The organism is Chitinophaga cymbidii (assembly GCF_007992715.1).
Taxonomy (GTDB): Bacteria; Bacteroidota; Bacteroidia; order Chitinophagales; family Chitinophagaceae; genus Chitinophaga; species Chitinophaga cymbidii.
Genome location: NZ_BKAU01000001.1, coordinates 520,762 through 542,127, shown reverse-complemented (window position 1 = coordinate 542,127; position 21,366 = coordinate 520,762). Strand labels below are relative to the sequence as shown.

Sequence of the window (21,366 nt, the reverse complement as noted above, 5' to 3'; positions counted from 1 at the left end):
CTTATTTGGTGACGTGAATGCCATCTTGTTTAAGCGGCTCCACGCCGTATCATTTCATTCCGGGCCGGTTCTATTTTCCGGTTGATTTCGCGATCCCCATTTCCAGTCCGCGTAGCTCCGCAAGCCCCCGCAAACGCCCGATGGCGCTGTATCCGGGGTTTGTTTTCTTTTGGAGGTCATCCAGCATCTGGTGCCCGTGGTCCGGGCGCATGGGAATGGACACATTACGTTTATTCATGACCGTTAATATGCTCTTCACCACCGAGAACATGTCCACATCGCCTTCCAGGTGGTTAGCTTCGTAGAAGTTGCCCTGGGCATCGCGTTTGGTGGCACGCAGGTGGATGAAGTGGATGTGGTCGCCGAGGCGTTCCACCATGCCGGGCAGGTCGTTGTCTTTCCGCACGCCATAGGAGCCGGTGCAGAAGCAAAGCCCGTTTGCGGGAGAAGGAGCGGTAGCCAGCAGCTCGCGCGCATCCTGTTCGGTGCTCACCACGCGGGGCAGGCCGAGGATGGGGAAGGGAGGATCATCCGGGTGGATGGCCAGTTTGATGCCCACTTCTTCGGCTACCGGTACGATCTGTTGCAGGAAATAGAACAGGTGCAGCTTCAGCTTGATGGCGTCGATGTCTTTATACTTGTCCAGTGCCGCCTGGAACTGCTCCAGCGTGAAGCTTTCTTCGGAGCCCGGCAGCCCTGCGATGATATTTCTTTGCAGGAGGCTTTTTTCATCGTCCGTCATGCTGTCGAACTGCTCTTTGGCGCGGGATATCTCCGCTTCGGAGTAATCATTTTCCGCGCCGGGCCTTTGCAGCATGAACAGGTCGAAAGCCATGAACTGTGCTTTGTCGAACCGCAGCGCCTTTGAACCGTCTTCCACAGTATAGGCAAGGTCGGTGCGGGTCCAGTCCAGCACCGGCATGAAGTTGTACGTTACCGTATAAATGCCGCAGGCCGCGAGGTTGCGGAGGCTTTGCTGATAGTTTTTGATGTATTCCTTGAACCGGCCGGTTTGGGTTTTGATATCCTCATGCACGGGTACGCTTTCCACGACTGACCAGGTAAGGCCGGCGGCTTCTATCTCCTGTTTGCGTTGCAGGATGTCTTCTTTCGTCCATACGACACCGTTGGGGACATGGTGCAGCGCGGTAACGATCCCTGTAGCGCCCGCCTGACGGATATCTGACAGGCTCACAGGGTCTTTCGGCCCGAACCAGCGCCAGGTCTGTTCCATTCTCATCATATTTGGGAATTTTAAATTGTCCCCAAAAATAGAATCAAAAGCCAGATATGCAAACTCCTGAAGGGAAAATTATGGCCGCGTGCCGGTACAGGCCAGCCATTGATCCGGTGCAGGTGGTGCTGTGGCGTTAGTGCCATGTCAGCCCCCTATTGATCCGGTACATGCGTATGGTGCATGCCGTTGATCAGGTTTCAGCCCGCTATTGATCCGTCACATGTATATGGTACATGCAGGGTGGTCTTATGATACTGGTTCCTGTATAAGGATCACCATAATATCCATCACATTCGTCTGCGTAGGGCCGGTTTTGATATGCGTACCCGTTTTTTCGAAGAAATGATAGCTGTCGTTTTGCTCCATGTATGGCAGCGGGTCGGGTGCGGACTGCATGATGCGGGCATTGACAACGGCGCCCGCGGCGTCTGTGGGCCCGTCTATCCCGTCGGTTCCCGCGGAGAGGAAGGTGATATGAGGTGTGTCTTTCAATGCGATGCCGGCGGCCAGCGCCAGTTCCTGGTTGCGGCCACCCAGTCCGCCGCCTTTCACCACTACTGTGCTTTCTCCGCCCACAAGCAGGCAGGCGGGGTATGGCCCGTAGTAGTCCATCGCATGTTTGGCGAGCGACATGCCCAGTGTTCTGGCTTCGCCTGTGGCGGTATCCGTGAGTATCTGCGCGTGGTAGCCGAGCTTTTCCGCGTGCTGCCGGGCGGCTTCCAGCGCCAGGTGGTTGCTGGCGGCCACGGTATAACGGGAATGGGCGAACGCATGGTCGCCGGGTTTGGGCGTATCTGGAATGCTGCCGGCCAGCCCCTGTTCCAGGTGTTTCCGGAGGCCGGGGGGAAGCGTTGCAACGAGCCGGTATTTTTCAAGGATGTCCCAGGCGTCCGCAAAGGTGGTAGGGTCGGGCACTGTGGGGCCGGAACCGATCACCGCGGGGTCGTTGCCCGGAACATCGGACAGGATGACGGAGAATATGCGGGTGGGATAGGCGCTTCGCGCCAGCTGCCCGCCTTTTACCCGCGAGAGGTGTTTGCGGACGGTGTTCATCTCGCGGATGTCCGCACCGCTTTTCAGCAGGTCATCGAACAATTGGCGGACCTCCGTTAGCGAAGACCCGGGCGGTACGTCCGCCATCAGGGAAGAAGCGCCGCCGGACAATAAAAAAAGAATAATGGTTTCCTCACCGCTTTGCTTCGCTCCGGCGATCATATCCTGCAACATGTCCGTTGCCAGTAAGCTGTCATTATCAGGCACCGGATGCGCGGCCTGCACCTGCCGCACTTTTTGCAGCGGCAGCGGCTCCTGCCGGTTGGTGATCACCATGCCGCCGGTGATCTGTTCTCCCCATATCTCTTCCGCTGCCTGCGCCATGGCCGCGGAGGCTTTGCCCGCACCGGCTACGAGGATGCGCGCCTGTGGCGGAATGAGGCCCGGCTCAAAGCAGGTGCGCATGAATTGCCGCGGCTGTGCCGCAGCCACCGCATGGCGGAATATATCAATGGCTTGCCGGGTGTACCGTTCCATCAGTGATTGGATTTACGGGCGTCTTTCTTGTCCTGCCTGCGGTCCATTTTCTCTTCCAGCTGCTCTTTCTTCTTCATTTCCCAGTCATTCCACTTTTTATACTGCGCTGGTGTGAGTACGCTTTTGAACCGGTTGTTGCGCTCCGTATTCAGGGATTGCTGCGCCTGCATCCGTTCGCGGGTGCTCAGGGAAGTGTTCTTGCGGGTTTCATCGCGGCGGCGCGCAATATCTTCGTTGATGTCGTGGATCTGCCTGCTTTGTTCTTTCGTGAGGTTCAGTTCCCGGTAAAGCTTGTCGCTCATCTTGTCCGCCTTGCCGGCGGCGTCCCATCTTTCTTTCTTCGGCTTGGCCGCAACATCCTGCGCGTGTACGGCAAACGCTGCAAAAAGCAGGAGCATCATCATCCAGATCTTTTTTTCCATAACAGTCAGATTAATGGTTTTTCCGGCGGCATCATACCGTTCGTAAAATTTATACGAAAATAGTATATGATGCGATCAATGTTTTGGTAAATTTAACACTTGTTGCTGTAATGCCGGCATCACCCGATCTAAATCTAAACCTGTGCCGGCCTGAAATTTATCAGCCATCATCTAAACAAAAAAACCGAACATGAGATCAAATCTGTTGCCTGCCGGCGTCCCTGAACCGGTAAGCGGAAAAATGCAGCGCCGTTTGCGGTTGATGACCGTCTGCGGTGTTATCGGGCTTTTGCTGGCCGGAACGCGCGTTTCCGCCCAGGAAACCTGGCCGGTGAACGGCGTCGCCGAACCGCGCGAAGGCTGTTATGCCTTTACCCATGCTACCCTCGTAAAAGATGCGAAGACAACGCTTTCCAATGCCACGCTGGTGATCCGCGACGGCAGGATCGTTGCCGCTGGCGCCGGCGTTGCCGTGCCTGAAGATGCGGTAGTGATCGATTGCACAGGAAAGTACATTTATCCTTCTTTCCTGGATATTTACAGCGATTACGGCATGCCCGCCGTTCCGCCGCGCGTGTCCGGCAGCAGAAGCAGCTCCGGCCCGCAGTTCCTGTCCGCCACCAAAGGGGCTTATAACTGGAACCAGGCGATCAAAAGCGAAGTGAATGCCGTAGAGCTTTTCGGTACAGACGAAAACAAGGCGAAAGCTTTGCGTGAGCAAGGTTTCGGTACGGTGCTGACGCACCGGGAAGACGGCATCGCAAGGGGCACCGGCGCGCTGGTGAGCCTGTCCTCCGAAAGAGAAAACAAGGCCGTTCTCCGCGGCAGGATATCCGCGCATTATTCCTTCAGCAAAGGTTCTTCCACACAGGATTATCCCAGTTCGCTGATGGGCACCATCGCGCTGCTGCGCCAGCAATACCTGGACGCGCAATGGTACAAATCGAAACCCGCCGCAGAAGGGCTTAACATGAGCCTTCAGGCATGGAACGACAACCAGCAGTATGTGCAGATATTCGAAGCCAATGATAAATGGAACGCCCTGCGGGCGGACAAGATAGGGGACGAGTTCGGCGTGCAGTACGTTATCAAGGGCAACGGCACCGAATACCAGCGGATCACGGAAATGGCCGCCACCAAAGCCACCTTCATCCTGCCGCTGAACTTCCCGCAGGCCATCGACGTGGAAGATCCGAACGATGCGCGCTTTGTGGCGCTGGCAGACATGAAGCACTGGGAAATGGCTCCCTCGGCCCCCGGCGCCTTCGAAAAAGCAAACATCCCCTTCTGCCTCACCGCCGCAGACCTCCGCGATACAAAACAATTCCTCGCCAACCTGCGCAAAGCGCTGCAATACGGCCTGAGCGAGCAAAAAGCACTGGAAGCCCTTACACAAACACCGGCCACCCTGCTCAAGGTCTACGACCAGGTAGGCAGCCTGGATGCCGGAAAGCTCGCCAACTTTCTCATCACCTCCGGCCCCGTGTTCGCGGAAAAGACCGTATTCTTCCAGAACTGGGTACAGGGCAACCAGTACATCCTGAAAACGGAAGGATGGACCGACCTGCGCGGTTCCTACAACATCGTGCTGACGAAAGCCGGCAGCACCGCCACCTATCCCGTGGAAGTGAAAGGGACGCCGGCAGCGCTTTCCATCGTCAATAAAGATACCATCCCCGGAAAGATCGAAGTGGAAGGCCAGCTGGTAAGCCTGATCATCAACCTGACAAAAGACAACAAACGCCAGATCCGGCTCAGCGGCGCCATCAGCCAGGCGCCGGGTATCACGCCCGAATGGTCCGGAACGGGACTGGACGATAAAGGACAACCTGTTAACTGGAAGGCTACTTTCACCAAAGCTTTTGTAGCAAAGGCGGACAGCGTGAAGAAGAAAGAGCCTGCCGATATCGGAAAGATGTATTATCCCTTTTCCGGCTACGGATATGAAACGCTCCCGCAGCAGGAAGACATCCTGATCCGCAACGCCACGGTATGGACGAACGAGCAGGAAGGAAAACTCGAAGGAACGGACGTGCTGGTGCGCAAGGGAAAGATCGTACAGATAGGAAAAGGACTGTCTGCCGGCAAAGCCCGCGTGATAGACGGCACCGGCAAACACCTTACACCCGGTTTGCTGGACGAGCACTCGCACATCGCCATTTCCCGCGGCGTGAACGAAGGCACGCAGTCCGTTACCTCCGAAGTGCGCATTGCGGACGTGATCAACCCGGATGACGTGAACATCTACCGCCAGCTGAGCGGCGGCGTTACGTCTTCCCACCTGCTGCACGGCTCCGCGAACACCATCGGCGGTCAGTCGCAACTGATCAAGCTGCGCTGGGGCGCGAATGCGGAGCAGCTGAAGTTCGGGGACTGGGACGGCTTTATCAAGTTCGCACTGGGCGAAAACGTAAAACAATCCAACTGGGGCGACCGCCAGCGTACGCGCTTCCCACAGACCCGCATGGGCGTGGAACAGGTGCTGGCAGACGCATTCACCCGCGCAAGGGATTACGAAAAGGCCGGTCCCAATAAACGCCGCGACCTGGAACTGGACGCGCTGGTGGAAATACTGAACAAAAAACGTTTCATCACCTGTCACTCCTACGTGCAGAGCGAGATCAACATGCTGCTGAAGATCGGCGACCGCTTTGGTTTCACCGTCAATACCTTCACCCACATCCTGGAAGGCTACAAGGTGGCGGACAAGATGAAAGCGCACGGCGCGGGCGCTTCCACGTTTGCGGACTGGTGGGCGTATAAAATGGAGGTGATCGATGCGATCCCGCAAAATGCCTCGCTGATGCAACGTGTAGGTCTTACCGTTGCCATCAATTCGGATGACGCCGAAATGGCGCGCCGCCTGAACCAGGAAGCCGCGAAGAGCGTGAAATACGCCGGCATGGATGAAGAGGACGCGCTGAAGATGGTCACCCTCAACCCCGCAAAGCTCCTGCATGTGGCGGACCGCATCGGCAGTATAAAAACCGGTAAGGATGCAGACCTCGTTCTCTGGAGCGATCATCCGCTGAGCATCTACGCCAAAGCGGAAAAGACCATTGTAGACGGCATCGTGTACTTCGATATGGAAAAAGATCTGGAACTGCGCGCCCGCATTGCCGCGGAACGGAACAGGCTGATGGGCAAAATGCTCGGCGAGAAAAAGAAAGGCGCCCCCACGCAGCGCCCCGTCCCTTCCCGCGAAGAGATCTATCACTGTGAAGACCTGCAGGGTGGGCATCAGCATCACATCCTGCAAGATCTGGAACAAGAAGGATAACCTAACCGGAAAATCACATCATCATGAAAAAACTGTTTTTCTATATACTCGGTCTAACCGCCTGCATACAGCTGCAGGCCCAGGAAACCATCTATCCCGCCAAACCGCAGGAGGGGAGGATCTACCTGCGCAACGCTACTATTCACGTCGGCAACGGCCAGGTCATCAACAACGGCATCATCGCTTTTGAAAACGGCAAGATCATCGCCGTAGGCAGCGATGTGCCCGTTCCACAGGGAGATGTAAAGGTCTTCGACGTGAACGGCGAACACATCTATCCCGGCATCATTGTGCCGGAAAGCAACCTCGGACTCACGGAAGTGGAAGCGGTGCGCTCCACCAATGATTATGTGGAAGTAGGGGACATCAATCCCTCCGTGCGTTCCATCGTTTCCTACAACACGGATTCAAAAGTGATCGCCACGCTGCGTTCCAACGGCATCCTGCTGGCGCAGGTAGTGCCGCAGGGCGGCTTGCTGAGTGGCAGCTCTTCCGTAGTGCAGCTCGATGCCTGGAACTGGGAGGATGCGGCGTACAAGACCGATAACGGCATTCACTTCAATATGCCCCGCCTGATGGCGAGGGGCAATCCCTTCGGCGCCTCCGCCCCCGGCCCTTCCGGCGATGCCGTCAAAGCCGCCATGGAACGGATCTCCGGCGTGAAGGCGTTCTTCCGCGATGCGAAGGCATACCTCGCGGAAAGCAAACACAAATCCACCAACCTGAAATATGAAGCCGTAAAAGGGCTGTTCGACCGCACGCAGAAACTTTTCATCCACTGCGACCTGGTGAAGGAAATGCTGGTGGCGGCGGATATTAAGCGGGAATTTAATTTCGATGTGGTGATCGTTGGCGGCACGGATGCCTGGATGGTCACGGATGTGCTGAAGGAGCAGGGCATTCCGGTCATTCTCAACCAGCCGCACAGCCTCCCCGTGATGCAGGACGATGATGTGGACCAGCCTTACAAGACGGCCGCGCAGCTGCAAAAGGCCGGCATCCTGTTCTGTATCAGTAACGAAGGGTTCTGGCAGCAACGTAACCTTGCATTCAATGCGGGTACGGCGGGCGCCTATGGCCTCAGCAAAGAGGAAGCACTGAGCGCCATCACGCTGAATGCCGCGAAGATACTGGGAATCGCGGACAAGACGGGCTCCCTCGAGGTAGGCAAGGACGCGAATATTGTAGTGAGCAAGGGCGATATCCTGGATATGAAATCCAGCGTGATCACCCGCGCGTTCATACAGGGCCGCAGCGTGAGCCTGGAAGACAAGCACAAGCAGCTGTACGAGCGCTACAAGTATAAATATGATTTGAACTAAAAGATCAATAAACATGAAGCCGGCTGCTCGAAAACCGGGCGGCCGGCTTTCGTTTGTCCGCCCCGCCTTTTTTTTGCTTCCCTGCTGACATACCCTTGTCACACCCCCGCCGCACATTTGTGGAAAAAGATGAAAATGAGGATCACCACCACCCGTTTATTCGGCCTGGCCGAGATCCCGGCGGAGGAAGTGCGGGAACGCCTGCAGCAGCCGGACTTTTATATTTACGACAATACACCCGTTTCCAGCTACCGGCGCCATCACCTCCCCGGCGCTACGCACCTGGACCCTGGCGATTATTCCGCCAGCGATCTCGCGCCGGACAAAGCCGCGACCCTGGTGTTCTACTGTTCAGACGCCCTGTGCGGCGCGGCGCCTTATGCCGCGAAGCGGGCCAGGAACATGGGGTTCGAGCATGTGTACGTGATGACGGCGGGGATCTCCGTATGGCTGCGGAAAGGATTTCCTGTGGAAAGTGAAATAAAAAGCGGCGCGGCCTGAACAGACCGCGCCGCCGTAAACGTATTTTGCAGGCGTTACACTACTCTCACCAGGAAGTAATTTTTCTTTCCTTTCTGGAACAGGATGGTTTTGCCATTTATCAGTACTTCATTATTGATCGGCAGGTCTATGGCCGCCACCTTGCTGCCGTTCATGCTTACGCCGTTGGACTGGATGGTTTTGCGCGCTTCGCCCTTGCTGGGGAAAATGCCGGTTTCCGCGAGGAACGTTACCACGTCTTTACCCGCGGCGATGTCGGCAGCGCTCACTTCAAATTGCGGAACGCCGGCCATCACTTGCAGGAGTTGTTCTTCTGTGAGGGATTTGAGTGTTTCCACGGAGGCATTGCCAAAGAGTATCTCGGAAGTTTTGATCGCAAATTCGTATTCGTTCTCGCCATGAATGAAGCTGGTCACTTCTTTGGCCAGGCGCTTCTGCAGGGTGCGGCGGCCCGGGTCCTGCCGGTGCTCTTCAATAAGCGCATTGATAACAGGCTCTTCGAGGAAAGTAAAGATGCGGATATAACTTTCCGCGTCCTCATCAGAGGCGTTCAGCCAGAACTGGTAAAATTCGTAGGGAGATGTTTTTTTCGGGTCGAGCCAGATATTGCCTTTTTCCGATTTGCCGAACTTGGTACCGTCCGCTTTCTTGATCAGCGGGCAGGTGAAAGCATAGGCTTCACCACCGGCGATCCTGCGCACCAGTTCCGTGCCGGTAACGATATTGCCCCACTGGTCCGAACCGCCCATCTGCACTTTGCAGTTCTTGGCATTGTACAGGTGGAGGAAATCGTATCCCTGGATCATCTGGTAGGAAAATTCGGTAAAAGACATCCCGCTGTCGCCTTCCAGGCGTTTCTTCACGGAATCCTTCGCCATCATATAGTTCACCGTGATGTGCTTGCCCACGTCGCGGATAAAGTTCAGGAAGCTGATGCCCTTGAACCAGTCGAAATTGTTCACCATTTCCGCGGCGTTCACGCGGGAGGGGTTGAAATCGAGAAAGCGTTCCAGCTGGGCCTTGATACAGCGCTGGTTATGCTGCAGCGTCTCTTCGTCGAGCATCTTTCTTTCCTCTGCTTTGAAAGAGGGGTCGCCCACCATGCCGGTAGCGCCGCCGACCAGCGCCAGTGGTTTGTGCCCGGCTTTCTGGAAGTGTACCAGTAGCATGATCGGCACCAGGTTGCCCACGTGGAGCGAATCCGCGGTAGGGTCAAAACCGATATAACCGGTGGCCATTTCTTTTTGCAGCTGTTCTTCCGTGCCTGGCTTGATATCCTGCACCATGCCCCGCCAGCGCAATTCCTTGATAAGATTCATGAAAGACAAAAAATTTGTGCAAACCTACAATTTTTTGAGGGATTATACCCGGGGCTTCCAGGGCACCTCTTCCACATGATGCAGGTGGGCGGCATATCTTGATAATACAAAGAGATAGTCGCTGAGGCGGTTCAGGTATTGTAACACCAACGGCTCTACGAACATATCCTGCTCCTTCATGGCCACGCAGAGCCTTTCGGCGCGGCGGCAGACGCAGCGGGCGACGTGGCAGTGGGAAACGGACACATGCCCGCCGGGCAGTACGAAGAATTTCATTTCCGGGAGCGTTTCATTCATGGCGTCGATGGCATCTTCCAGCACCTTCACGTCCTCCGCATGCAGGTCCGGAATGCTCATTTTGGTTTCTTTTTCAGGATCGCAGGCCAGGGAGGCGCCGACGGTAAACAGGCGGTCCTGCACCTCTTTCAGCAGTAGCTTTACCGGCCGCTCGGTCATCAGGTCGTTCACAAGGCCCATCCAGGAGTTCAGTTCGTCTACGGTACCGTAGGTTTCAATGCGGAGGTGGCTTTTGGAGACTTTCGTGCCCCCGATGAGGGAGGTTTTGCCTTTGTCGCCGGTCTTGGTATATATCTTCAGTGCCATGATCTTCGGGTTTTTACGAAGTTACGCAAAAGAAAAAGGCAACAGAAGCTGTTGCCTTGTCAAAATATGTTCAATGCAGGGTTTAATGCGCCGCGACGACCACATGCTCATTCAGCCGGTCGGATTCAATTACGCCGTCCCGCAGGCGGATCACACGTTTGGCATGCGCCGCAATATCCTCTTCATGTGTTACCAGCACCACCGTATTGCCGGAATCGTGGATCTTCCCGAATATCTCCATGATCTCGATGGAAGTCTTCGTATCCAGGTTACCCGTCGGCTCGTCCGCCAGGATCAGGGAAGGGGAGTTCACCAGGGCGCGGGCAATGGCCACACGCTGGCACTGTCCGCCTGAAAGCTCGTTGGGTTTATGTTTGTAACGGTCGCCCAGTCCCACTTTTTCCAGCATTTCCCTTGCCTTTTCTTCTCTTTCACGCTTGCCGATGCCGCCGTAGATCAGTGGTACGGCCACGTTTTCCAGGGCGGAAAGGCGGGGCATCAGGTTGAACTGCTGAAATACAAAGCCGATCTCTTTATTGCGGATGCGGGCCAGGTCGTTGTCTTCCATCTTGCTCACATCATGGCCGCTCAGCACGTATTTGCCCGAAGTGGGCGTGTCCAGCGCGCCAAGGATATTCATCAGCGTAGATTTGCCGGAGCCGGAGGGGCCCATCAGGGCAACGTATTCGTTCTTGAAAATATCAAGCGACACGCCTTTGAGCACGGGCAGTTCGTTCTTGCCGATAAAATAGCTTTTGCGGATTTCTTCCAGATGGATGACGGAATTGGCCATGGCTTTACTTCTTGATTACTTTAGGGACTTTGAAATATTCCTCGTTGTGCGAGGGGGCGTTCTGCAGGCCTTCTTCCCGGCTGATCAGCGGCAGCACTTCGTCTTCCCGCATCACATTGGTGTCAGAGGTCATATGCAGCAAGGGTTTTACATCGGTGGTATCCAGCTCCCCGAGCTTCTCCACGAACGTGATCATCCGTTGGAGGTCGTGCCGGATCTCTTCGCTTTCACCGGCATTGATCTCCAGCCTTGCCAGCGTAGCCAGTTGCTGTATCAGTGCGTCATTCACTTCCATAAGTTCAAATTAACGTATTAAAGCTAATAAATAGTATCAATATATGTGATAAATGTGACCAGTTGGCAAAGTTACGGGTTAAAAATTTCTTAAATTGCGCCCCGATATGGGAAAGGAAAAAGAAATCGTTGTCAGCGGCATCCGCTCTACCGGTATTTTACACCTGGGAAATTATTTTGGCGCCATCCGTAACTATATACGGATGCAGGAAGAGTTTAACTGTTACTTCTTTGTGGCGGACTGGCATTCCCTCACCACGCATCCCGATCCGAAGGATCTGCGGGGGAACGTGTTCAGGGTGCTGGCGGAGAATATTGCTTCCGGCCTGGACCCGGAGAAGGTGATCCTGTATGCGCAAAGCGACGTACCGGAGATCGCGGAGCTGTACCTGCTGCTGAACATGATGGCGTACAAGGGAGAGCTGGAAAAAGTGCCGACGTTCAAGGACAAGGTGCGCCAGAACCCTGATAACGTGAACGCGGGACTGCTGACGTACCCCGTGCTCATGTCCGCCGACATCCTCATCCACCGCGGATTGAAAGTGCCGGTAGGGAAAGACCAGGAGCAGCATCTTGAAATGAGCCGCAACTTCGCGCAGCGCTTCAATAACCGTTACGGCTATCTTTTCCCCGAACCCGTGGCATTCAATTATGGCGACGATCTTGTAAGGATCATGAGCCTGGACGGGAACGGCAAGATGAGCAAGAGCGAGAACGAGAACGCTACGCTTTACCTCAGTGATACGGATGATGCGATCCGTAACAAGATCAAAAAAGCAAAAACCGACGCGGGCCCGCAGGAGCCCAATTCCCTGATGCCTGATTATATTGCCAACCTCTTTACCCTGATGCGGCTTGTATCGGCCCCGGAGACCGTGCAAACGTTCGAAGATGCATTCAATAACTGCGGCATCCGCTACGGCGATATGAAAAAGCAGCTGGCGGAAGATATGGTGGCCTTCATCGCGCCCATCCGCGAAAAGGCGGAAAGCATCCGCCAGGACCAGGCTTACCTGAACCGCATCATGCGCCAGGGCGCTGAAAAAGCCCGGGAGTCCGCCACCAGGACCCTGCAGGAAGCCCGTAAATTAATGGGTATTAACTATTACTGATTTTCCATAACTTGTTACATTATTCCCCCATGCATGGCAAAAAATAAGATCAAGCACATTGCGGTAGCCGGCAATATCGGCGCAGGAAAAACCACGCTTACGGAAATGTTGGCGAAACACTACCGGTGGACGCCCCAGTTCGAAGATGTTGAGCACAACCCATATCTGATCGACTTTTACGATGACATGCCCCGCTGGTCATTCAACCTTCAGATATACTTTCTGCACAGCCGCATCAAGCAGCTGGTAGACATTCAGCATGGGAAAGAAACCGTGATACAGGACCGCACCATCTACGAAGATGCCCACATTTTCGCGCCCAACCTGTACGAAATGGGGCTGATGACGAAACGCGATTTCGATAATTATTTCAACTTTTTCGAAACCCTGAAATCGATGGTAAAGCCGCCGGACCTGCTGATCTACCTGCAGGCGTCGGTGCCTACGCTCGTTGCGCAGATACAGAAAAGAGGAAGGGAATACGAAGAAAATATCCGCCTGGACTATCTTAAACGGCTGAACGAATTTTACAATTCCTGGATAGAGAAGTACCAGGATGGACCGTTGCTGATCATTGATGTGGACAAGAATAAATTCCCGGACAGGGACGAAGATCTGGGCGAGGTTATCTCGCGGATAGATTCCGAGTTGCACGGCTTGTTCTAACGGATTTCAATATTTTATATCTCCGGATTTCGCACATTCATCTCCGAAATCCGGAGATATTTTTTTTGGCGCGGATGCGTGCTTCTCCTACTTTTACTGCGTACTATTTTTTTGTTTGTTCAACCACAGCTATGCAGTATATGTTGATCATTGTTTGTGCCTTTTATGCGCACGTATTATTTGCGCAGGTCCCCGAATCGCCGTTCCCGGGGGCTTACAGCCGGAGCTTTTCACAGATGGTCCCGCAGTTCAGGAACACGGCTTCGCTGGCGGACCTTCATCATCTTTCCATCGGTATTTTTTCGGAGCGCAGGTTTCTGTTGAAAGAAATGAGCGGATATGCGTTGACGTTAGGGATGCCGGTTTCGTCCGGTGTATTGGGGATGATGTTGTGGCAATACGGGTATGCATTGTACCGGGAGCAGTGGGTGGGGCTGGCGTACGCCCTGCCGTTGGGGAATCGTCTGAAAGCGGGGCTGCAGCTGGATTACAGGCGGACGCGGATGCCGGGCTACGGTGCAGGGGGCGTGAGCGGGAGGATCGGGCTTGTTGGGCGGTTGACCGAGCATTGCAGGATCGGGTTGCAGATATTCAATCCTTCCGGCAGTGGAGGTCCGCCGGCGGTGTATGTAGCGGGGCTGGGGTATGAGCCTTCGCCGCAGTTCCTGGTGGAGGGGGAATGGAGGAAGGAGGCTTCCATGCCGTTGTCCACACGCATTTGCATCGCATACCGGCCGGTGACGAGGTTCTGGGCGATGGGCGGTTTTGTTACGCAGCCGGCAATGCAGTTTGCGGGGATCGGTTATCGTGTGGGCGATCTGCGGATCAATGTTTGCGGCAGCTATCACCTGCCTTTGGGGATCACGCCTTCAATGATGGTGGCATGGGGAAAGGAATGATGACCGTTGTGTGCTTCATGTTCTGCATCACGGTATATGCGCAGGAGGAAGAAACATCGGCGCAGCTGGAGCAATTGGGGGAACAAACGGATCAGGAAGTGCCGCTGCCGGAGGAGGATGAACATACGCAAACATTGCAGGCGTTCGCGCGCCGCCGGCTGAACCTGAATACGGCTGACGCGGGGGCTTTGCAGTCACTGGGTTTGCTGGATGCGTTGCAGGTGTCGCAGTTCCTGCTTTACAGGAAATTATTGGGACCGCTGATCAGTATCTACGAGCTGCAGGCTGTGCCGGGTTTTGATCTTCCGCTTATACGCCGCCTGCTGCCGTTTGTGGAAGCAGGCACGGAACTGGAGCCCTACTATACCTGGAAAGATTATGTGACCAGGGGAAAGCATGTTGTGCTGCTGCGGTATTTCCGGCCACTGCAAACGGCAAAAGGGTATTTGCACAACGACAGCGCCGGTGCGCATTACAACGGAAGCGCAGAAAGGATCATGCTGCGCTATCGCTACCAGTTGTCCCGCTACGCCAGCTGGGGGCTGGTGATGGAAAAGGACGCGGGCGAGCAGTTTTTCCGGGGCGCGCAGCGGAAGGGGTTTGATCATTATGGTTGGCATGTTTTCCTGCAACGGATGGGCCGCGTGAAAGCGCTGGCGCTTGGCGATTTCACGGTGAATATGGGGCAGGGGCTTGTGCAGTGGCATGGCCTCGCATTCGGAAAAAGCGCGGTGGTCATGCAGGTTAAAAGGGAAGGTGATGTGCTCCGGCCTTACGCTTCCGCCGGCGAGTTCTTTTTTTACAGGGGCCTGGGGATGACGTGGCAGCGCGGGCGGTGGGAGGTGACGGGCTTTGGGTCCCGCCGGCGCCTGGATGCGCGTAGTCCGGGTGATTCCGCCATTGGTGAATACAGCGGATCGCTTGTCAGTACCGGGTATCACCGGACGGCGGCGGAGCTGGCGCTGCAGGGAAACATATTGCAGCATAGCGCCGGGGCTGTGGTGAAATGGCGGCAGGGGAACGGGCACCTCGCCTGGAATGTAATGATGCACCGGTTTTCGAAAACCTTGCGCAAGAGTGATGACATGTACAAGTTGTTTGGATTTGAAGGCAACACCTATTTCAACACGAGCCTGGACCATGCTTTTGGCTGGCGTAATTTTCATTTCTTCGGTGAAGTGGCGGCGGATAAACATGGGCGCGTCGCGTTCCTGCAGGGAATGCTCGCTTCGCTGGCGCATGGCGCGGACGTGGCGCTGCTGTACCGGCATGAAGATCCCGCGTACCAAACGTTATACGGCAACGCATTCGGGGAAAGCAGTACCGTTTCAAACGAATCCGGTCTGTACACGGCTTTGCTGTTGAAGTGGGGCTCACGCTGGGAGTTATCAGCCTATGCCGATGTATTCCGTTTTCCCTGGCTGAGATACAGGGTCAGCAAGCCATCCGGCGGTTATGACGCACTGATGGCATTGGCCTGGCATCCGGATAAAACAACGGCAATGACAATACAATACCGCTATGAAAACAAACCGCAGAATGCTCCTGAACATGAGTTGCCGCCATACCATGTGATCCGCCGCCCAAGGCAGCAGCTGCGCTGCCAGTTCAGTATGCAGCCGTTGCCGTCCGTTGCGTGGAAATGCAGGGTGCTGGCGGGCCGCTATCATCAAACCGGGCAGGAATCCTGGATGGTACACCAGCAATGGCAGGTGAAGTGGAAAAAAGCATGGCGCTTTTCGGCGGGGCATACCTGGTTTGATACAGCGGAAGGAGAGGGCGTTTTCCTTTCCGGGCAAGGGTTTCCGGGGGACAACTCATTGTTGCGCCTGTCCGGCAAAGGGTGGTCTGTGCAGGCACAAGCGCAGTGCCGCCTTTCGGAAGATTTAGCGCTGTGGTGCCGCTGGCAGCACGGCGTGTACCCGGATGCCGAGGGTACCGGATCTGGTTGGGACCTTATTCCGGGAAACAAGCGTAGTAACCTGCAAGTACAGATGCAGTGGGAGTTTTGACGGTAAATGCTTTCTCCCGTTACTTTTTTTTCAGCAGAGCATGCGGGAAGTGGAGGAAGAAATTTTTTTCAGGAATTTTTATGAACTTATCTAGTTGGATATCATTTAGATATGAAATTATCAAGTACGTTCTTTAACAAAAAATTAACCACGTTGATTTTGTGAAATGGAAAAATTATTAAATTACAGTAGACATCCAAGATCTGAGAACGAATAGAATCCAAAATCTGAAAGAGATAAGGACAACCGAAGTCCTTTACACAAAGTCAAGTATCAACATCTAAATCTAAACCCGTAAGCATGTATCAGATTACAACAAAAACCTAGAACAACAGCAGGAACTGCGGTAAAGGACTAGCCATTCTTCTGCCTGCTCATTTTTTATTTTTTTAGGGTAACCCAGGTGATAAACATTTAAAAGATTAACTGTTTAAAGGGAAAGACATGCGCGTGCCTCATCACTAACCCGTAAAACCTGTATGAACTTATTGAATGCAGTGTCGATCATTAAACTGTTTTTTAAGGCTCATCAACTTCTAAATCCTTTTTATGACTTGAGAAAAATCTAAACCAGTATCCGCCAATTTTTAGAAACTAGTTGTTTATCATCCAAAATCTGAACTTTTTTTTATGAAAAAAGCTTTGCTGTTTTTCACCATGCTTATGGTGAGTGTCAGCCTGGCGTTCGCACAGCAGCGCCGGGTGACAGGTAAAGTGGTAGGAGACGACGGATCTCCGGTTGCGTTTGCCACTATACAGATTAAAGGCACCACTTCGGGAACTACTGCTGATCAAAACGGGAATTTTTCGCTTCCTGTTTCCGGCGACGATGTTATCCTGATCATCCGGAGCGTTGGGTTCCTTCAACAGGAAATCCCGGTAGGCTCACAAACTTCCTTCAACGTCACACTTGCTTCCGATGCCCAAAGCCTGCAGGAAGTAGTGGTAACCGCACTGGGCGTGAACCGGGCGAAAAAGTCGCTCGGTTATGCGGTGCAGGAGATCAAATCAGACAAGATCACACAAACAAAGCAGGTAGACCTCAACACCGCGATTGCCGGTAAAGTGGCTGGCGTGCAGCTGCGCGGCGGCTCCGGCGCGAAGTTCGGCACCACCCAGATCCGCCTGCGTGGTGTGAACAATCTCACCGGTGGCAATCCCATCTATGTGGTGGACGGCGTGATCACACCGGTTTCTTCCATCAACCCGGATGATGTTGCATCGCTCACCGTTCTTAAAGGCCCTGCTGCCACTGCCTTGTACGGGCAACGCGCATCGGAAGGCGCCGTGGTGATCTCCACCAAAAAATCCGGCGGCTCCGGCATCGGGGTAACGCTGAACCACACCACCACTTTCGAAAGAGTGTACGTGCTACCGGAATACCAGAATGAATATGGTGGCGGAAGCTCCCAGGAATGGAACGTTTTCGAGTACAATCCCGCGCTGCATAACCCGGTGCTGGAAGTACTGGACGGCGCCAGGTATTATAACTATGAAGTGGATGAAAGCTGGGGCCCGAAACTGGACGGCACCATGCATGCGCCCTGGTACGCCTGGGACCCCACCGTAGGCGCCGATTTCGGTAAGCTGAAACCCTTTGTGGCACAGAAGAACAACGTCCGCGACTATTTTGAAACAGGCGTCGCCAACAACACCACCGTTGCTTTTTCAAAGAACGGGGACGGGTACAGCAACCGCTTTTCCTTCACCAACCTCACCCGCACCGGTGTAATTCCCAACTCCAAACAGCAGAAGAACTGGGTGACTTACACCGGCTCCGTGGACCTGACGCAGAACCTGACCGTATCCACCAACGTGAACTACGTGTATGAATACGGGTTCAACATTCCGCGGGAAGGATATGGCACGCAGACCGCGGGCTCCTTCAACCAGTGGTTCCACCGGAACATTGAAACGGACAAGCTGAAAGAATACTATAAACGCTCCGATGGAAGCTTCCGCAGCTGGAACATCACATCACCCACGAATGTTACGCCGAAGTACTGGGACAATCCCTACACCGAAGCATATGAAAACGTGCGGAACAATTACGAGCAGACCGTGTTCGGCCATCTGACCCTCGCATACAGCTTCCTCAACGGCTTTAAAGCTTCCGTTATCGGCCGCGGAACTTTTGTGAATTTCAACGGGGATAACCGCGTGGCCTCCTTCACGCTGAACCCCGCTTCGTTCAGCACGAATGAGGACAAGCGTACAGAAACCAGCTACCTTGCCAGCCTCGAGTACGACAGGACCTTCAACGATATTTCCTTCAGGGCCGGGGTGTTCGGAGAAATCAACAAACGCAAGCGTTACCTTGTTACTGCCGCCACTGCCGGCGGCTTCATTGTGCCGAACGTTTACAACGTCAGCAACTCGCTGAACGAAAAAGTAGCCACCAACTTTATGTCCAACCGCCAGACCAACAGCCTTTTCGGATATGCGTCCGCGGGGTTCCGCGATATGTTGTTCCTGGACGTGTCTATCCGCAACGATATTTCGTCCACTTTGCCGGATAACAACAACTCGTATGTTTATGGCGGTGTGTCCGGCGCATTTGTATTCACCGAGCTGTTCAGCAACAGGAATGTGCTGAGCTTCGGTAAGCTGCGCGCTTCCGTGGCACGCCTGGGTTCCGACGTTGATCCGTACAATGTATACGAAACGTTCCCGCTCGGTACCAACTTCCCCAAGTCGGTAGGCTCCGCCACGGTGACCTACGCCCGTCAGAACGTGCCGGACACGCGGCCTAACGACAACCTGAAGCCTGCGCTGTCCACCAGCTACGAAATAGGCACTGAACTGCAATTTTTCAACAACCGCGCAAGGGTGGATGTAAACTATTTCTTCCGCCGTAACATCGACCAGATCGTGAATATCTCCCTGCCCAATTCATCCGGCTATTCCGGCCAGGTGATCAACGCGGGTGAAATGACGAATAAAGGATGGGAGTTCTCCATCGGCGCAACGCCCGTCAAAACAGAAGATTTTAACTGGGACATCGATGTCAACTTTGCTTTCTTCAAGAACAAGGTGGTTTCGCTGTATGGAGATATCAACAACCTGCAGGTGGCGCTGGACGGTTCCGCGCTGTCCTTCGGTTTCGTAGGTTCCCCGCGCGTTTCCCTGAATGCGATGAAAGGACAATCTTACGGATTGATCATCGGCGGCGGTTTCCAGCGCGATTCCGCTACGCAGAAGATATTGGTGGATGATGACGGTTATCCGCTGATGACCAACACGAAGGAACTCGGTTATGTAACGCCGGATGTGACAGGCGGTATTTCTTCCGGTATCACCTACAAGAACTTCTTCCTGAATTTCGCAACGGACTTCCAGATCGGCGGCCGGTTTGTTTCTATCTCGAAGATGTTCAACGCAGGCTCCGGTCTTGGTATAGAAACCGTGGGCAATAACGACAAAGGCAATCCCAAGCGCGATCCCGTAGATGAAGGCGGCGGCATCCGGCTCGATGCGATCAATGCCAATACCGGCAAGCCGAATGAAGTATACGCGGACACGAAAGACCTGTACGAATCCTACCTGTTCTCGCTTTGGGAAAACTGGACGTACGACGCTACGTACGTCAAACTCCGTGAGCTGTCCATCGGCTACACGCTGCCGTCCCGTATTTTCCAGCGGACGCCGATCAAAGGGCTGAGCGTTTCCGTGATCGGGCAGAACCTCTGGCTGATCTACACCAAGGCAAAAGGTTTCGACCCTTCAGAACTGGAAACCTCCTGGCTGGAAGGCGGCCAGCTGCCCGGCACCAGGTCCATCGGGTTTAACGTAAAAGTTAATTTCTAACATCAAACCGAAGCAGATATGAAACTCATCAGCTTAAAATATATGGCTTCTGCGGCGATGCTGGGAATCTTCATGACAGCCGCCGTATCCTGCAAGAAGGATTTCGGGGATATGAACGTGAATCCCAACACGCCCCCGCAGCCAAGTACCAAGTTCCTTTTCGGCAGCGCCGTGGTCGGCCTCGCAGGTGTTACCAATGCGGCCGGCGGCCAGCTGTACGTGCAGCACCTCGCGGAATTTATCTACAACAACGAATCCCGGTACTTTAACCGGGAATACAGCTACAACGCGATCTACACCGGCCCGCTGATGGACCTAACGCGGATCATCGAGCTGAATACCGATCCTGAAACAAAAGATTCCAAAGAGGTGACGGATAACAGTCCGAATGCCAATCAGCTCGGCCATGCGCGTACCTTGCGCGCATTTCTTATGCTGACAATGACGGATAGATGGGGCGCGATCCCTTACTCCGAAGCGCTGCAAGGCACGGAAAACATCAAACCGAAATTCGACGACCAGAAAACGATCTACGCCGATCTGCTCAAAGAATTAAAAGAAGCGCCCGCGCAGATCACCACCGCCATGCCCAATGATCCGCTGTTTGACGGCAACTGGCAACGCTGGAAGAGATGGGGCAATTCCCTCCGCGCGATCGCCGCGCTGCGCATCTCGGAAACAGAAGACGCCGAGGCGGGACGCACCGCTTTCCAGGAAGCTGTGGCGGCAGGACTGATGACCAGCATTGATGATGATGCTACTTATAGCTACCAGGCCACACAGGCTTTCGAGAGTCCCTGGTACACCAACTACAGAAGCCGTTACGACTACGGCGTCAGCGAAGTGTTCATAGACAAGCTGAAAGCGATGGCGGACCCCCGCCTGCCGATCTTCGCCCGTTCTCCCGCCAATGCCCCGGGCACCTACAAGGGCGTTCCCTATGGCGTGAACGAGCAATTTTCCACTTCGGCGTACAGCCTGATCGGCACGGTGCCGGCCGGACAAGCCTTCCCGAGCATTCTTACCTCTTACGCACAGGTATGTTTTACGATGGCGGAAGCGGCGCTCATCGGCTGGATACCCGGTGGGGACGCGGAAGCGATCAGCTGGTACAACAAAGGCATTATCGCTTCCATCAAAAAATGGAATGTACTGGCAAAAAACACGGTAGCTGAAACCGACACCACCGTTTATCCTTTATCACCGGCCGTTGTGCTGCTGCCGGCACAAACTGCGGCGCAGAAGCTGGAAAGGATTCAGACGCAGAAATGGATCAATTTCTACCTCGGCAACGGCTACGAAGCCTGGGCGGAATGGCGGAGGACCGGCTACCCGGTATTGTCCCCCGCGCCGGATGCGGTGAATGTAGGTGGACAGATACCCCGCAGGCAATGTTATATCAGTACCGAACGCGATCTCAATACCGAAAATTATAAGGCCATTGTCGCCGCACAGGGGCCGGACGAATTATCCACCAGGCTTTGGTGGGACAAACCTTAACCCCAATCGTTTACTTTTATAGAAATTGGTAAGGGCCCGGCGCTGTCTTGCGCCGGGCTTGTTTTTTCC

The 21,366-nt window shown here is 54.4% G+C and carries 16 protein-coding genes; 9 read left to right on the top strand and 7 right to left on the bottom strand.

Annotated features, from left to right (window positions below; genetic code table 11):
* Positions 1-70: 70 nt before the first annotated feature.
* The 3 genes from uxuA to CCY01nite_RS02150 form a co-directional block, all read right to left on the bottom strand.
* The gene (gene uxuA / locus CCY01nite_RS02160) at positions 71-1,243 is read right to left on the bottom strand and encodes a mannonate dehydratase (RefSeq protein ID WP_146857654.1); all 1,173 of its coding nucleotides are present in this window, start codon (positions 1,241-1,243) and stop codon (positions 71-73) included.
* Between the two features lie 240 nt (positions 1,244-1,483).
* Entirely contained in the window at positions 1,484-2,767 is a 1,284-nt protein-coding gene (locus tag CCY01nite_RS02155) for a glycerate kinase type-2 family protein (protein ID WP_146857653.1), read from the bottom strand.
* The gene (locus CCY01nite_RS02150; RefSeq protein ID WP_146857652.1) at positions 2,767-3,189 is read right to left on the bottom strand and encodes a DUF4890 domain-containing protein; all 423 of its coding nucleotides are present in this window, start codon (positions 3,187-3,189) and stop codon (positions 2,767-2,769) included. Before CCY01nite_RS02150 ends, CCY01nite_RS02155 begins: the two co-directional genes overlap by 1 nt.
* Positions 3,190-3,379: 190 nt before the next feature.
* On the opposite strand from CCY01nite_RS02150, the gene CCY01nite_RS02145 reads away from it, so the two are divergent.
* From CCY01nite_RS02145 to CCY01nite_RS02135, 3 genes are all read left to right on the top strand, one after another.
* Positions 3,380-6,469, top strand: a complete 3,090-nt coding sequence (locus CCY01nite_RS02145) for an amidohydrolase family protein (protein ID WP_246129829.1) — start codon at positions 3,380-3,382, stop codon at positions 6,467-6,469.
* Positions 6,470-6,492: 23 nt separating this feature from the next.
* Positions 6,493-7,791, top strand: coding sequence for an amidohydrolase family protein (locus CCY01nite_RS02140; RefSeq protein WP_146857651.1), 1,299 nt, complete (start codon positions 6,493-6,495; stop codon positions 7,789-7,791).
* A gap of 129 nt (positions 7,792-7,920) precedes the next feature.
* Positions 7,921-8,292 carry a rhodanese-like domain-containing protein gene (locus CCY01nite_RS02135; RefSeq protein WP_146857650.1) on the top strand — a complete coding sequence of 124 codons (372 nt, stop codon included), beginning with the start codon at positions 7,921-7,923 and terminating at the stop codon, positions 8,290-8,292.
* A gap of 35 nt (positions 8,293-8,327) precedes the next feature.
* Here the strand turns inward: CCY01nite_RS02135 and tyrS are convergent, their stop codons facing one another.
* The 4 genes from tyrS to gatC all read right to left on the bottom strand — a co-directional run bounded on the left by tyrS (position 8,328) and on the right by gatC (position 11,302).
* Positions 8,328-9,611 carry a tyrosine--tRNA ligase gene (tyrS, locus tag CCY01nite_RS02130; RefSeq protein ID WP_146857649.1) on the bottom strand — a complete coding sequence of 428 codons (1,284 nt, stop codon included), beginning with the start codon at positions 9,609-9,611 and terminating at the stop codon, positions 8,328-8,330.
* Positions 9,612-9,653: 42 nt separating this feature from the next.
* Positions 9,654-10,214: a cob(I)yrinic acid a,c-diamide adenosyltransferase gene (locus CCY01nite_RS02125; RefSeq protein ID WP_186830854.1), complete on the bottom strand. Its 561-nt coding sequence runs from the start codon at positions 10,212-10,214 to the stop codon at positions 9,654-9,656.
* Between the two features lie 82 nt (positions 10,215-10,296).
* A complete protein-coding gene (locus CCY01nite_RS02120) occupies positions 10,297-11,007 on the bottom strand; it encodes an ABC transporter ATP-binding protein (RefSeq protein ID WP_146857648.1) in 711 nt (236 codons plus the stop codon).
* A 4-nt stretch (positions 11,008-11,011) separates the two neighbouring features.
* Positions 11,012-11,302, bottom strand: a complete 291-nt coding sequence (gene gatC, locus CCY01nite_RS02115; protein WP_146857647.1) for an Asp-tRNA(Asn)/Glu-tRNA(Gln) amidotransferase subunit GatC — start codon at positions 11,300-11,302, stop codon at positions 11,012-11,014.
* Positions 11,303-11,408: 106 nt separating this feature from the next.
* Here gatC and trpS point away from each other — a divergent pair, with 106 nt between their 5' ends.
* From trpS to CCY01nite_RS02085, 6 genes are all read left to right on the top strand, one after another.
* Entirely contained in the window at positions 11,409-12,413 is a 1,005-nt protein-coding gene (gene trpS / locus CCY01nite_RS02110; RefSeq protein WP_146857646.1) for a tryptophan--tRNA ligase, read from the top strand.
* A gap of 33 nt (positions 12,414-12,446) precedes the next feature.
* On the top strand, positions 12,447-13,079 hold the full coding sequence (locus CCY01nite_RS02105) for a deoxynucleoside kinase (protein ID WP_146857645.1): 633 nt from the start codon (positions 12,447-12,449) through the stop codon (positions 13,077-13,079).
* A gap of 131 nt (positions 13,080-13,210) precedes the next feature.
* A complete protein-coding gene (locus CCY01nite_RS02100) occupies positions 13,211-13,978 on the top strand; it encodes a hypothetical protein (protein WP_146857644.1) in 768 nt (255 codons plus the stop codon).
* Entirely contained in the window at positions 13,963-15,990 is a 2,028-nt protein-coding gene (locus CCY01nite_RS02095; protein ID WP_146857643.1) for a ComEA family DNA-binding protein, read from the top strand. The genes CCY01nite_RS02100 and CCY01nite_RS02095 overlap by 16 nt, the downstream gene beginning before the upstream one ends.
* Positions 15,991-16,620: 630 nt before the next feature.
* Positions 16,621-19,797, top strand: coding sequence for a SusC/RagA family TonB-linked outer membrane protein (locus CCY01nite_RS02090; protein ID WP_146857642.1), 3,177 nt, complete (start codon positions 16,621-16,623; stop codon positions 19,795-19,797).
* Between the two features lie 18 nt (positions 19,798-19,815).
* A complete protein-coding gene (locus tag CCY01nite_RS02085; RefSeq protein ID WP_146857641.1) occupies positions 19,816-21,297 on the top strand; it encodes a SusD/RagB family nutrient-binding outer membrane lipoprotein in 1,482 nt (493 codons plus the stop codon).
* Positions 21,298-21,366: the final 69 nt, after the last annotated feature.